We start from the raw sequence: 15,155 nt of genomic DNA on the forward strand, positions 1-15,155 counted from the left end.
AAATCTGAAAATCCTGCTTAACTATTATACATAGCTACTGCATTTGACAGTCCCGCCGTTTCTATTGGCATGTAGTTTTATGTCATTTTAACAAGCAAATCTGCCAATAAGTTTAGGCTTGAAAGGCACGAATTGCAGTGGTTTCGGAATTTTGTCCTTTACTTTGGCAGACACTTCCCATACCCCTACTACCACTAACTATGGCTAAAAAGAACCTCGTCATTGTGGAGTCACCGGCGAAGGCAAAGACCATTGAAGGTTATTTAGGAGCTGATTTTCAGGTTAAATCCAGCTACGGACACGTCCGGGATTTACCCGATAAAGGCCTCGCTATTGACATCAAAAATGGGTTTTTACCAACGTACGAAGTTTCTCCCGAAAAGATAAAAGTGGTCAATGAACTGCGGCAACTGGCTAAATCTTCGCAAGAAGTTTGGCTAGCGACCGACGACGACCGCGAAGGAGAAGCCATTTCCTGGCACCTTAAAGAGACCCTCGGCTTACCTGATACGACTAAACGTATCGTTTTCCGGGAAATCACCAAAACGGCCATTCAAAAAGCCATTCAAAGTCCGCGTACCATCAATCAGGATCTGGTGAATGCCCAACAGGCTCGCCGGGTACTGGATCGTTTGATTGGCTTTGAACTTTCGCCCGTCTTGTGGGAAAAGGTAAAACGCGGTCTTTCGGCGGGTCGTGTACAGTCCGTTGCGGTGCGTTTGGTGGTTGAACGCGAACGTAGTATCGACCAGCACCAGAGTAAATCGAGCTTTAAGGTCGTTGCTCAATTTCTGCTCGATGGTAATAAGGTACTACAAGCCGAATTGCCGAAAAATTTCGAAACGGAAGCTCAGGCCCGGGCTTTTCTGGAAAAGTGTAAAGGAGCTACCTTCAGCATCCGGAATCTAGAGACTAAACCAGCCAAGAAGTCTCCCGCTCCGCCCTTTACTACCTCGACGCTTCAGCAGGAAGCCAGCCGCAAACTGGGCTTCTCTGTAGCTGCGACCATGCAATACGCTCAGAAGCTGTACGAAGCCGGTAAGATCAGCTACATGCGTACGGATTCAACCAACTTGAGCGAGGAAGCTTTAGCTAAATCGAAAGCTTCGATCATCGAGCAGTTTGGTGAGAAATACTCGCAGCAGCGTCGGTACAAAACCAAGAATGATTCGGCTCAGGAAGCTCACGAAGCCATTCGGCCTACGGACTTCTCCGTACCTTCAGCGGGCGAAACCCGTCAGGAACAGCGTTTGTATGAATTGATCTGGAAACGTGGTATCGCCTCACAGATGGCCGATGCCCAATTAGAGCGTACCACAGCAACTATTGGCATTTCTACTACTTCAGAAGAACTCATCGCCCAGGGTGAGGTCATTAAGTTTGATGGGTTCCTGAAAGTATACTTGGAATCCAAGGATGATGAAGACGAAGAAAGCAAAGGGATGCTGCCCCCGCTTTCCATCGGTCAGATTCTGAATCTGGACGTCCTGAAAGCAACCGAGCGGTTTAGTCGTCCCCCTGCCCGTTTTACGGAAGCCAGTCTGGTAAAGGAGCTGGAAGAACGCGGCATTGGTCGTCCTTCCACCTACGCCCCGACGATCTCAACGATCATCAAGCGGGAGTACGTCGTTAAGGAAGACCGGCCCGGTAAAGAGCGGAACTTCAAAGAGTTGACATTGAAAAATGATGAACTCACGGAGAAAACGGGTAAGGAAACCTATGGTACGGAAAAAGCAAAACTCTTTCCGACAACCATCGGCATGATCGTTAATGACTTTCTGGTAGATAATTTCGATAACGTCGTCGACTTCAAGTTCACGGCGGATATGGAAGAAGAGTTCGATAAAATTGCGGAAGGCCAGATCGAATGGCAACGCATGATCGACAACTTCTACAAGAATTTTCACCAGACCATTGAGCAAAGTTCCTCTGCCGAACGTAGTTCCGTGAAATCGGCCCGCGAGCTGGGTATCGATCCCAAAACCGGTCGCATGGTTTCAGTTCGCTTAGGGAAATACGGCCCGTTCGCTCAATTAGGTGATTCGAAAGAAGAACAGAAACCGCAGTACGCTCCCCTTCCCAAGGATAAATTACTGGAAAGCATTACGCTGGAAGAAGCGATTGAGCTTTTCAAACTGCCGCGTACCGTTGGTGAACTGGAAGGAAAAGAACTACTGGTAAACATCGGCAAGTTGGGCCCGTACATCAAGTTCGATGAAAAGTACTACAATCTCAGCGAAGGCGATGATCCGTATACGATTGATGAAGAACGAGCCATTCAAGTGATTCAGGAAAAACGGGCAGCCGAAGCTTCCGACGCTATTGGTGAGTTTGAAGGTCAACCCATTTCGAAGGGCAAAGGCCGTTTTGGTCCGTACGTGAAGCACGATGGTAAGTTCTATTCCCTACCCCGGGGCATGAATCTGGATACGATTACGCTGGCCGAAGCGATTCAGATTATCCAGAATAAACGAACCGCCGAAGCCAATAAAATTATTAAGGAGTTTCCGGAAAATACGACGGTGAAAGTGCTCAACGGTCAGTATGGGCCATACATTCAGATTGGCAAGCGGAACGTGAAAATTCCCAAGGGAACCGAGCCCGCTTCTCTGACGCTGGAACAATGCCTCGAGTTAGGAGGCGAAAGTCCAGCAGCCGCTACGGAAGAAAAGAAAACGACTCGTAAGAAAGCAGCACCTAAAAAGTAAGCTGCCTCTGCTTAACATGTAGCAAAACTGCCCGCTATAAGCAGGCAGTTTTGCTTTTCAATAGTAGTGATTAGGCTGCAAAATTCTGTAAAAGAGATTGACCATCGGGGGACGTTACAGTCCCCCTTTTCATTTCTATTCATTTACGCCACACCTGGTTCGATCATGATTTAAAATTTTACTACAGCAAGGTATTCGATAGATGTAGAGGCTTATATGGACGGTTAATTGACTAGAAAACCTATTTATATTTTGTTAAACCGTGCAAAGTGTATCAAAGCCACAGTAGGGATCTTTTTACGTAAGTTTGGAATAGGTTTTGATCATACATGGCAAAGAAAAACAAACAAGTCTACATTCCCTGGTTCGATACAATCAGTGACTTCTTCGATACGTTCAGGATTGGCAAGGCAGAAAATAACTTCTTTACTATTATGCGAATGGAAGACCAGGCTAAAGGCAAGTTATTGTTCATGCCGCTCTTTCGTGGTAACTTTTTCAGGCTGGTTATTTGTAAAACACCCGGGCTTCGGTTTCTATTACCTGACGAAACCTTTAGTACCTCCTCAAACTCTATATATTTCACGTATCCCGGTAAAATAGAAAGCTGGCAACGTGTGGAAACCATATACGGTTACCTGATTTGTTTTACGCCTGAATTTGCGGGAATAGACCCGCTAAAGCCCTTGTTTGAAAAAGACTTCCCCTTTTTCGTGAACGGGGCTAATTCAATTTTAAGATTGTCCCAGGCAGATATGGATGCCATCGGCCATACCGCTGAAGCACTGCTTGACGAAATGAAATCCAGTAATGCCGATCATTTTGAAATGATACAACACTTGTTAAAAGTGTTGCTTATTCAGGTTCGCCGCCTGTACTATAAAGATAAAGAGGCAAAGACAGATTTCCAGTTAAAGCAGGCTTCGCTTATGATTCGGTTCAGGAACGTGTTGAATGCCTATTCGATCGATGCACCAACCGCCAAAAAGGAACAGAGGCCAAGCGTAAGAAGCATTGCGGCTGAACTGCACCTCACCCCTAGCCATTTAAACTTCCTCATCAAAAAATATACAGGACACACCGCTTTATACCATATCAATGAAAAGATACTGCTGGAGGCAAAAAGCTTGCTGACGCATACCGATCTGCAGGTATCGGAAATAGCCGATCTGCTGCAATTCAATGAGGCAGCTTATTTCAACCGGTTTTTCAAAAAAATGACGGGTATGACCCCTACGGCTTACCGCGATGATGCCCTTCAACTCATGTGGCGGCCTCTCGACACCCGAAATCGATAAAAAGTCCAATCATTACCTGAATAGGTGTAAGCCGTGTTCTTGTCATCGTTCCGAAGTTTGGCCCATTCAACAAACAAAAGAATGGACGGACTAACTAAAACCAGCAGAACGACTGCACAGGTATCTATGTTGCCGGTATATATCGTATCACTGGCTACTTTCATCATATTTTTTCAAGGCTTCATGGTAGCACCGCTGCTGCCCATGCTTTCCAAACAGTTTACCACTACTGTCCGGCACGTCAGCTTTATTGAACCTGCCTATCTGCTCGGGTATGGACTGTTTACTTTGGTGTATGCACCGCTTAGCGACCGCTTCGGCAGGTTCCGGATTATTGCCTTTTGCCTCTTTGTGTTTTCCTTGCTTACCTTATTAACAGCCTTCGTCAATGGAATTAATCAGATGATCTTCCTAAGGCTGTTAACAGGCATCGGTGCTGCGGGTGTTGCCCCTACGACCATTAGTTGGATTAGTGATACCTATCCTTACGAAAAACGCGGACACGCCCTAGGGATTTTCTTCGGCAGTATGGCAGGGGGTACAGCCTTTGGATCCAGTGCCGGGGCATTGATTACTTCTTTTGTAAGCTGGCGATGGCTTTTTGTAGGGGTCGCAGCAATTGGCTTGGTTATTTTTATGCTGACATTGCGACAAAAAAACAACTTCGAGAAAAGGGAAGCTGTGGCCAAAACCAAGGATAGTATTTTGCGGTCTTTCCACACAATCTTATCGACTGAAAGGGCAAGGTATACCTATTTTTATGTATTGGTCAATGGAATGTTCCATAGCGGTGTCTTTGCCTGGTTAGGTTATTTCTTTTACAAGAATTATGGACTGAACGAACGTCAGATTGGTCTTGCCTTATTAGGTTACGGTATTCCTGGACTATTGTTTGGGCCATTGTTAGGAAGGCTGGCTGATCGTTATGGGAGAAATAAAATTATCCCCATCGGCCTGTTTCTTGGGGCAGTTTCTGTGTTGCTGTTAAGCCAGAATTTTAGCCTTGCCGCTTCCTGCCTTTTAGTAGCCCTGCTTTCTTTTGGGTTTGATTTATCTCATCCGTTATTTGCCGCTATTGTCACCACGTTTAGCTCTAAAAAAGGTGCGGCTACAGGACTTTTCGCTTTTTTCCTTTTTTCAGGCTACGGCCTCGGAAGTCTGGTATTGAGCCTGATCGTCGATATCGGTCTAGATAAAGCATTCAAACTATTTGGAGCTGGTATTCTCGTGGCGGCTGTTTTTTCCATAGCTGTTTTCAGGAAAGAAAAGTAGGAACAACATTCACACCTATGCTTCCTATAGTTTTTCACTCATTTACTAAGTTACTTCCTTTGAGTTATCGAATATTTTATGCTACTGTCATTGGCTTTCCATCTAACTCAGTTCGAAAAATCAACTTATTCATTTTTATTACTTGCAATTATTTGAATAAAAAGCGTGGGTTAATCCCCACCAGTTTTGATAATTCGCCACTACACATTTCACTCGGTTGTTAGGGGTTAGAGGCCGGACAGGTATCTCCTTAACTACAGGTTTAAAGTAGTTTAAAGTTTGAATGAGGCATGAAACACGTTTGGTCTTTTGTAATTTACTAGCTATCAAACTTTTCAAACCATAAAAGTGACAATTGGCAAGAGCTTACTAGCCGCTAGTCTTTTAAACCTTAAACCCGTTCAAACCAACGTAAACTCGCTTCACTTCCTATGAAAAAAATAGTTGTATTAAGCGGAGCTGGTATTTCCGCCGAAAGTGGCATTAAGACCTTTCGGGATTCGGATGGTCTTTGGGAAAACTATCGTATTGAAGACGTTGCCACACCAGAGGCCTGGCGAAGAGATCAGGCTCTGGTGCTTGACTTCTATAACCAACGCCGCAAACAGGCTCTGACTGCTGAACCCAATGCAGCTCATCACATTTTAGCCGAACTTGAAAAAGATTTCGAAGTTCAGATCATTACGCAAAACGTAGATAACCTGCACGAGCGGGCGGGCAGTACGCACGTCTTACATTTACACGGGGAGTTATTCAAAGCCCGCTCAACGAAAAATCCGGCCTTGATTTATGAGCTGGGGGACTGGGCTCTCAACGTAGGCGATCAGTGCGAACTGGGCAGCCAGTTGCGACCGCATATTGTGTGGTTTGGAGAGGAGGTTCCGGCCATTCAGGAAGCAATTCCGTACTGCGAGGAAGCGGATGTATTCATCGTGGTTGGCACCTCTTTGCAGGTGTATCCAGCGGCAGGTCTAGTTGATTTTGTTCGTCCGAATACGCCCGTTTACGTAGTCGATCCGAACCTACCCTCCGTTTCACGTCGGAAAAATGTAACGTATATTGCTGAAAAAGCCAGTCTGGGTTTACAAATGATTCAAAATCAATTGCAAGCTTAAAACACCCGAATGTCCGGAATCTGGGCCTTTTAACAATAATTAGTAGGCTTTCCCGGACTTTTCTTCCTATTTATGAGTTAATATAGGTGAAATTTCATTAACACGATTTGATATGCGTAAATGGTTCATTCCGGTAGCACTGCTTGCTGCCCATTTAGCAACCGCTCAGAATCAGGCTCCTGTTACGGAACCGGTAAAGACGAAAGCCCCAACCAACTGGTTTAATCTTGACTATTCGGCCGATAAAATCCGCGGCGTAAGTTCAGAGAAAGCCTACGAATTAGTCAAAAAACGTAAATCATCGCCCGTGATCGTCGGGGTGATCGATTCCGGAATTGATATTAACCATGAAGATCTGAAATCGAAAATCTGGACCAACCCCAAGGAAATTGCGGGTAACGGTAAGGACGACGACAACAACGGCTACGTGGATGACGTGCACGGCTGGAGCTTCCTCGGCAATAAAGACGGACAGAACGTTGATAAGGAAGGCCTGGAACTGACCCGGGAATACGGCAAGTACAAGAAACTTTTCGAAGGAAAAGCGGAAGCCGATATTCCTGCCGATCAGAAAGACGCCTTCACATACTATCAGGAATTAAAAATTGCCTACAACGAGAAAGCTCAGGAGTCGAAAATGATGCTTCCGTTGATTGAAAACCTGCTGAAGTCTTATACAGAAGCCGGTGCAACGTTGAAAGAATACCTGAAGAAGGATACCGTCACGGCGGAAGATGTAGCTAAAATCGATAAAACGACCGCCGATGGTAAGCTGAAGCGGGCGATTGCCGCCTACGAACGCGGTTTCCAAATGGGTTACAATGAGAAAGAGTTGCAGGAAGCTTACGATCATTATAAGACGGAAGCTGAAGTACAACTTAATCCGGATTACAACGCCCGTCAGACTATCATTGGTGATAATCCCGAAGATACCAAGGATCATAACTACGGCAACAACGACGTGATCGGCCCTGACGCTCGTCACGGTACGCACGTAGCGGGTATCATCGGTGCTGACCGGAATAATGACCTGGGCATGAAGGGTGTCGCTGATAATGTAAAAATCCTGGTAGTACGGGCAGTACCGGACGGCGATGAACGTGACAAAGACGTGGCCAATGCCATTCGTTACGCCGTTGACAACGGAGCTCAGATCATCAATATGTCGTTTGGGAAAGCGTATTCACCCCAGAAAGAAGCGGTTGATGAAGCCGTGAAATACGCGGAATCGAAGAATGTACTGCTGGTTCATGCCGCCGGTAACGAATCACAGAATACGGATGTAGAGCCTAACTTCCCGAACCGTAAACTCAAATCAGGTAGTGAGCCCAACAACTGGATTGAAGTTGGTGCGTTGAGCTGGGAACCCAACAAAGTGGCCAACTTCTCGAACTACGGTAAAAAAGGCGTCGATTTGTTCTCACCCGGCGTGGCTCTGTACTCCACCGTACCCGGTTCTAAATACGAAGAACTGGACGGTACGTCGATGGCCTCTCCGGTAGTTGCGGGTGTGGCGGCTCTGGTGAAATCTTATTTTCCCAAAATTACGGCCGCTCAGTTACGGCAATTGCTGATTGAATCAACTGTGAAGTTTCCGGAACAACAGGTTAATCAGCCCGGTGGCGAAGGTCAGGTTGCCTTTGGCGAACTTTCTAATTCAGGCGGTGAAGTAAACGCTTATAATGCCGTGAAACTGGCCCTAGAATGGGAAAAAGCGGGTAAGATTAAGTAATTTACAGTTTTTGGTTTACAGTTTTCAATTGACTGCGACAACCGGGAAGTTTGGAGGTCTTCTGATGAGGAAGGTATCTAGACTTCCCGGTTTTGTTTTTGTTGCTTACTTAACTCAAGCAAGACCCATTGCATTGGTACAGGTTAGGAAACCTGCACCAATGTTTTCCTTTTTAAGTAAGTATACCAACCCCGGAGGGATTTAATATACTTTGCCCCCTATGCAATGCGGGGAACCGACCCGCCCGGTAAGCACAGCCTACCAACTAAAAAATCCGTAGCAAATGCTACGGATGGCCCATCCCACTATATTCATTGGGTTTATCCTACCAAAATTGAAAACCGGCCTCACCCCCGCTTCAATCCTTCCCAAACCGTATTTACGGCCGTATTCAGCAACATAACATCCAGCGTCAAATCACCCGAAAGTTTCATTTTTACGACAGCAGTAATATTACCATAGACCATCCAGGCCATCAAGCGGGAGGAGATGTCTTTCAATTGTCCCGTGTGAATACCTTTTCGTAAAAACTCCCAGAGTGGCTGATAAAAGTTGAACATCTCCTCTTTGGAGAGCTTGTTCATAATGGGCGAATTGGCGTAATGCTCAATAAACAGAAACTGATCGGGATGGCTTACATAGTAGTCGTACAAACCCAGAAATACACTTCTGAACCGATCTCGGTACGGCTTAGTCGTATCATCACTTTCCTGAATCACCAGAGCAATTTTGTCCCGGTACAGCAGGAAAAGCTCATCAATCAGTTGCTCCTTGCTTTCGAAGTAATGATAAATCGTTCCGGCGGCTACGTTGGCGTGCTGAGCAACCATACTCATAGGTGTGGCATGGAACCCATTCTTTGAAATCAAATCCAGCGTAGCCTCCAGAATTGCTGTGCGTTTATCCAGGGGTCTGTCTGATTTTTTAGGGGTATCAAGCCGTTTCGCCATGCCTCGTAGCCTTTGTTAAATAGTCAATGGATTTGAGTTCGTACTCGTGATTTATTGTAGACGAGCCACAATGATACCCGTCTGATCCCGGTGCCGGTTCAAATACGCTGCCAACGGTTCCGCCGAAATCACCACTTTTTTCTGATCTGTTGAGGCGTGCAGCAAATACACCTTCCCCCCTTTTTGGTACGCAAATCCTTCGTGTGAAACATCCAGTCCAGCTTTGGCTGAGGTAATACCAATGATATCGCCTGTTCGTAGTTTTGACTCGATGGCAGAAAACTTATCCTTCGGAATGTAGTACTTCTGAATCTGATTCAAGGCCTGTTCGAGCGACTGTACTCGCTCGAAATTCTGCGAATCGGCCAGTTGAGCGTATAGATTCCGGTGCTTCGTCATGAAATCAATGGGTTTGTTGTAGGGCACGCCGCCCCACGCCTCTGCCATCAATCGAGCTTCACCGTATCCAACCAGTTGTTGTAAGAAGGATGAAAAGTAATGTTGCCGACTTCCATACCCCTGTACCTTCCCCTGATCGTAGCGATACCGGGCTAATTGGTGCTTGAAGTGATCCACAGTCAGCGTATCGGACTCAATAGTTTGGGTAAGAGCCAGTACGTTTTCCACAAACGTCGTACAATCCAGTTCTCGCAAGTTTATCACCAGCTGTTCATCGCCGGGTTGTTCGAGAGTACGGGCCACGTAAGGCGTATTGAGAAAACTCAGGGCTACGGTACCCGCCGTTTCTCCCGGCGTCTGACCCTTCGGAATTAGAAGCTTTTGCTGAATTAGCTCCAGGTCACCCATGACGAAGGCCAGCCATAAGCCAAGCCACATACTTACCTTTATCATTGACTGAATACGTAGAATCGTTTGTTAAGCCTTCTCTTCATCATCGACACGCAGGGTCATTAACCCCGCAATGATCAATAAAATTCCCCCAAAGACGATAACCTGAATCGGAGCCCAACCTACCAGCTTGATGAGATAGGATAAGCCCAGGCTCGCCAGAAACTGAGGGAATACAATAAAGAAGTTGAATACGCCCATAAAGTAACCCATTCGTTCAGCAGGTAGGCTACCGGATAATAAAGCGTAGGGTATGGTCAGAATACTCGTCCAGGCAATACCGACGCCCGTCATTGACAATAACAGCCACTGGTGATCTTGTATGAAATAGATCGAAATCAGTCCAACCCCTCCGATAACCAAACTTAGCAAATGGGTCATTCGCCGTCCGATTCGGGCGGCAATAGTTGGAACCAGTAAGGAGAAAAGAGCCGAGACGCCATTGTACACCGCAAATGCCGTCCCTACAAAATTTGCCCCTTCATTGTACCGTTCGGAATGCGTATCGCTGGTTCCGTAGATGTGTTCTGTTACGGCATTGGTCGTATAAATCCACATGCAAAACAGCCCAAACCAGGTGAAAAACTGTACAACGGCCAGTTGACGCATCACCTTAGGCATTTGAAACAAGCCCGAAAAGGTTTCCTTGAATTCATCGCCCAGCCGTCGATTTCGTCCTTCCTGACGAAAGGCTTCCAGATTTTCGGGTGGATATTCTTTCGTAGTGAGTACGGTATACGAGACGCAGGAAATAAAAGCGGCAGCTCCCAGGTAATACGACCATCGAACCGAGTTCGGAATTTCCCCCGGATCTGCCGTATTTGCTACGCCGAGGTACGTAAAAATAGCGGGCAGTGCCGACGCCACTACCGCTCCCACGCCAATGAAAAAGCTTTGCATGGCAAATCCGGACGTACGTTGTTCACTGGGCAGCAGGTCGCCCACAAAGGCCCGGAACGGTTCCATCGAAATGTTGATCGATGCATCCAGAATCCAGAGCATACTGCCCGCCATCCAGAGACTGGAGGAATTGGGCATGAAAATCAGAGCCAGCGTAGCAAATACGGCTCCAAAGAAAAAAAACGGTCGCCGCCGCCCCCACTTGGGGTGCCAGGTTCGGTCACTGAAGTAGCCAATGATGGGCTGTACCAACATGCCCGTCAGCGGAGCCGCAATCCATAACAAAGGGATTTCTTCGGCGTCTGCTCCGAGGGTGGAAAAAATGCGACTCGTATTGGCGTTTTGCAGAGCAAAGCCAAATTGAATGCCCATGAACCCGAAGCTCATGTTCCAGATTTGCCAGAACGATAACCGGGGTTTTGAGAAAACGGAAGCAGAAGCGGGGGAACCGGGCATTCGCGTAGGGAATGGATTACGTTTAGGGAGTGATTTCAAAAATCAACGCACTGTTGGCCGGAATTTGGACGGCAATTCCATCCGTAGCCTGGAAGCTTCCTTTTACTTTTTTGTTCAGGAAAATCTCCTTGTACGCATACGATGCCTGCGGTGAAAGGCCCGCCATATTCCAGAACAATTCGGGAATTCGTACCGAAGTTTGATACGTCTGCGTCCGACTGAAATTCGTTACGATCAGTAACAGCTGATTTTCGGTGTACCGCAGGTAACTATACAGTTTCGATTCGTCGTAGCCTGCGGATTGACCGCCCCCATTCACGTACTGTAAATCAAAGAAATTACCGTATTGAATGGCTTCCGACTTGCGGCAGAGTTTATTTACGGCTAAGTAGAAATCGTACAGCTTTTTCTCTTCGGGCGATAATAGTCCGCCGTCGAATTTCCCCTCATTCATCCATTTCTGCCACTGCGGCACCCGCCACCAGTCGAACAACGTAGTTCGGCCATCGTTCGTCTGGAACCCTTCGGCTTCGGCAGCGGGCTCGCCTACTTCCTGTCCGAAATAGTACATCACCGGACCGCGTCCCTGCGTGGCACTTACCACCCAGGCGGGAATGGCATACTCGGCTTTTCCGGCAAAAAACTCACTGGCAATCCGTTGCTCATCGTGATTTTCCAGGAAACGTAACATGTGTTTCTCAATATCACCAGACTCGTGTTGCCACACCCGCGTAATGCCCGAAGCATGTCCCCGATCTTCCATCAGCTCCCGCAGCGTATCGTACATTCCTACTTTGTCGTACAGGTAATCAAACTGACCTACGTGGATGTAGTTGTGGTACCGTAGCGGATTATAAATTTCAGCAATGAAAATAATGTCTCCTTTGGCTTTAATCTGGGGAATACACCAGGCCCAGAATTCCACCGGCACCATCTCAGCCATATCGCAGCGGAAGCCATCTACGCCTTTCGCCACCCAGTACAGCAGAATGTCCCGCATTTTTAGCCAAGTATCCGGAATGGGGTCGAAGTGACAGGAACGCCCATTCTGGTAATCAACGCCGTAATTAAGTTTACTCGTTTCGTACCAGTCATTGATACTGGGTTGAGCCTGAAACACGTCATTTCCCGTGGCTCGGGCCGGATATTCAAAGTACGGGTGCGGGGATTCGATGGGCAGGTGAACACCCTCCGGAATGGCAAACTCTTCGTTCGGCAGATAATAGAAATTATTGGCCGGAGAAAACGCCTGCGTATCCGCGTCCGTTTCGCCAAAATCAAGCACCCCGGCGGGTTTGGCATCAGAGTGATACTGACGAGCCACGTGATTCGGTACAAAATCAATAATCAGCTTTAGCTTCTGAGCGTGGACCCGTTTCACCATCGCTTCAAACTCTTCCATCCGCCGCGAAGGGTCCTGAGCCAGGAAGGGATTCACGTCGTAGTAGTCTTTGATGGCATACGGCGAGCCGGCCCGACCTTTTACCACCGCCGGATGATCTTTGGGAATACCAAGAGCCGAAAAATCTTCCATGGTGGCGTGTTCCAGCACACCCATCGTCCAGACGTGGGTCATACCGAAATTTTTCAAATTTTTCAGAGCGGTATCACTGACATCCCTAAACGTGCCGGTACCGTTTTCACTCAACGAGCCCCAGGGTTTTACTTGCGACTGTTTATTACCGAACAAACGAATGGTCAATTCATAAATGAGCAGCTTGTCGTTTTGCTTTTCTACAGACATGGTTGTTTTCTTGGGAAGTTATGGAATGACACTACCGCATTTTCACCGGAAGTGTTTCAAAAATCAGGGTTGTGAATCACACTTTCGAATTCTTTTCCCGACTATTTTTTCTTTACTGATGCCCTTAACTATCATTAAGTATCCAAATCAATCAATTTTATCGCAACAAATTAATATTTCCGTAAATTTTACGTTCGTTTGCTACTCACTTTAATTGTTCGCCCCATGTTTTTGCGGATCAGTCTTTTCTGTTTTCTGCTTCTTGAGACGCTACCCCTCTTTGCTCAAGGTCTTAAGATCCAACGCATTAACCCCACCAACTGGTACGTGGGTATGAAAAGGCAACAGGTACAGCTACTGGTATACGGGCCGAATATCAAAGGTGCGAAAGTAAAGGTCAATTACCCCAGCGTGTTTGTTGATCGGGTGCATCAGGTGGAAAGCCCGAATTATGTGTTTGTGGACCTGACCATCGGTGCGGATACTAAACCCGGCACGCTACAACTACAGTTTTCGAAAGTCTTTCCTTTAACGGAAAGACGAAATAACAGTACGATCGTCAACGGTGGCCGGGAAATGATCGTCACGATACCCTATGAACTGAAGGCTCGTACGGCCCGCCCCCAGACCGTCGATTCGCGGGACTTTGTTTATTTGCTGCTTCCCGACCGCTTTGCTAATGGCGATCCTTCCAATGACCGTTTCGCGGATATGGCCGATACGCAACTGGACCGAAACAATCCGTTTCTGCGACACGGTGGCGATCTGGCGGGCATCATGAAACACCTGGATTACTTTAAAGAACTGGGCGTAACGACGCTGTGGCTCAATCCCGTGATCGAAAACGATCAGCCTACCACGAATGAAGGGGGAGCCATGCGTTCGTCCTACCACGGCTACGGCTTTACAGACCACTACAGCGTTGATAAACGCCTGGGCGGAAACGAAGCTTACCTGAAACTCGTAGCAGCGGCTCACGCCAAGGGACTAAAAATCATGCAGGACGCGGTGTATAATCACGTAGGGAAAAATCACTGGCTGGTTCGAGATTTGCCCGCTAAAGACTGGTTGAACCAGTGGCCGCAGTATCAGAACACGACCTACAAAGACCAGCCCGTCGTAGACCCCTATGCTTCGGATTACGACCGCAAAGTGAGCCAGGATGGCTGGTTCGTTCCTTTCCTGCCCGATCTGAATCATAAAAATTCTTACGTAGCAAATTTTCTGATTCAGCATGCCCTCTGGTCGGTCGAGTATTTCGGCATTGATGCCTGGCGGGTAGATACGTATTTTTACAACGATCTGAACTTCATGAATACGCTTAACCAGCGGCTGCTGGAAGAGCATCCCAACCTGTATATCTGTGGTGAAAACTGGGTAAACAGTGTCACAAATCAGGCGTACTTCGTTAAGAATAAACTCAATGTTCCCTGGAAGAGCAACCTACCCGGAGCCATTGATTTTCAGATCTATAATGCTAGCAACGAAGCCCTAAATCAGAACATTAACCGCTGGTACGAAACGCTGGGGCAGGATCTCCTCTATGAAGATCCCTACCGCAATCTGATTTTTCTCGACAACCATGACCTGGATCGCTTTTATTCGGTGATTGGGGAAAATTTGGACAAGTACAAAATGGGCATAACTTTTTTGCTTACGACCCGCGGTATTCCCCAACTTTATTACGGAACGGAGCTTCTTATGAAGAATTTTAAAAATCCATCGGATGCTGAAGTTCGTAAGGATTTTCCGGGTGGTTTCGCCAATGACCCTACCAACAAGTTTACAGCCGCTGGCCGAACCGCTACCGAAAATGAAGCTTTTACCTATGTACGTACGCTGGCTAACTTCCGTAAAACCTCCACAGCCCTGCAAACAGGAAAATTGACGCAATTTTTGCCACTGGACGGAATCTATGCGTATTTTCGGCACGATACTAAGGGTACGGTAATGATACTCATGAACGCCAATACGACGAAAAAAACGATCGATACGGACCGCTTTCGTGAACGCATGAATGGCTTTTCTTCGGCCAAAAATGTACTGACGGGAGCCCGGATATCGAATGTACAGCAGATTCAGATTCCCGCTCGTTCCTCCCTTGTACTGGAGCTTCAATAACTGGAAACCA

Annotated in this window: 10 protein-coding genes; 6 read left to right on the plus strand and 4 right to left on the minus strand. The window is 47.0% G+C overall.

Annotation, left to right across the window (positions count from 1 at the left end; all coding sequences use genetic code 11):
* The first annotated feature begins 200 nt into the window (after positions 1 to 200).
* The 5 genes from topA to C5O19_RS09940 all read left to right on the plus strand — a co-directional run bounded on the left by topA (position 201) and on the right by C5O19_RS09940 (position 8,125).
* Complete coding sequence (gene topA / locus C5O19_RS09920) at positions 201 to 2,708, plus strand: type I DNA topoisomerase (protein WP_104711757.1); 2,508 nt, start codon at positions 201 to 203, stop codon at positions 2,706 to 2,708.
* 329 nt (positions 2,709 to 3,037) lie between these two features.
* Positions 3,038 to 4,006, plus strand: coding sequence for a helix-turn-helix domain-containing protein (locus C5O19_RS09925; protein ID WP_104711758.1), 969 nt, complete (start codon positions 3,038 to 3,040; stop codon positions 4,004 to 4,006).
* 81 nt (positions 4,007 to 4,087) lie between these two features.
* Positions 4,088 to 5,278, plus strand: coding sequence for an MFS transporter (locus C5O19_RS09930; protein WP_104711760.1), 1,191 nt, complete (start codon positions 4,088 to 4,090; stop codon positions 5,276 to 5,278).
* 431 nt (positions 5,279 to 5,709) lie between these two features.
* Complete coding sequence (locus C5O19_RS09935; protein WP_104711762.1) at positions 5,710 to 6,393, plus strand: SIR2 family NAD-dependent protein deacylase; 684 nt, start codon at positions 5,710 to 5,712, stop codon at positions 6,391 to 6,393.
* Between the two features lie 112 nt (positions 6,394 to 6,505).
* Positions 6,506 to 8,125: a S8 family peptidase gene (locus C5O19_RS09940; protein ID WP_104711764.1), complete on the plus strand. Its 1,620-nt coding sequence runs from the start codon at positions 6,506 to 6,508 to the stop codon at positions 8,123 to 8,125.
* Between the two features lie 347 nt (positions 8,126 to 8,472).
* Here C5O19_RS09940 and C5O19_RS09945 read toward each other — a convergent pair whose 3' ends face one another.
* From C5O19_RS09945 to C5O19_RS09960, 4 genes are read right to left on the minus strand one after another with little or no spacing between them, the layout of a single operon-like run.
* Positions 8,473 to 9,075, minus strand: a complete 603-nt coding sequence (locus C5O19_RS09945; protein ID WP_094817042.1) for a TetR/AcrR family transcriptional regulator — start codon at positions 9,073 to 9,075, stop codon at positions 8,473 to 8,475.
* 51 nt (positions 9,076 to 9,126) lie between these two features.
* Entirely contained in the window at positions 9,127 to 9,912 is a 786-nt protein-coding gene (locus C5O19_RS09950; protein WP_165795993.1) for an N-acetylmuramoyl-L-alanine amidase-like domain-containing protein, read from the minus strand.
* A gap of 39 nt (positions 9,913 to 9,951) precedes the next feature.
* The gene (locus tag C5O19_RS09955; RefSeq protein WP_207766399.1) at positions 9,952 to 11,280 is read right to left on the minus strand and encodes an MFS transporter; all 1,329 of its coding nucleotides are present in this window, start codon (positions 11,278 to 11,280) and stop codon (positions 9,952 to 9,954) included.
* A 22-nt stretch (positions 11,281 to 11,302) separates the two neighbouring features.
* Positions 11,303 to 13,024, minus strand: coding sequence for an alpha-amylase family protein (locus C5O19_RS09960; protein WP_104711768.1), 1,722 nt, complete (start codon positions 13,022 to 13,024; stop codon positions 11,303 to 11,305).
* 198 nt (positions 13,025 to 13,222) lie between these two features.
* Here C5O19_RS09960 and C5O19_RS09965 point away from each other — a divergent pair, with 198 nt between their 5' ends.
* Complete coding sequence (locus C5O19_RS09965; RefSeq protein WP_243406367.1) at positions 13,223 to 15,145, plus strand: glycoside hydrolase family 13 protein; 1,923 nt, start codon at positions 13,223 to 13,225, stop codon at positions 15,143 to 15,145.
* Positions 15,146 to 15,155 lie beyond the last annotated feature (10 nt).

Source organism: Siphonobacter curvatus (assembly GCF_002943425.1).
In the GTDB taxonomy this organism is placed as follows: Bacteria; Bacteroidota; Bacteroidia; order Cytophagales; family Spirosomataceae; genus Siphonobacter; species Siphonobacter curvatus.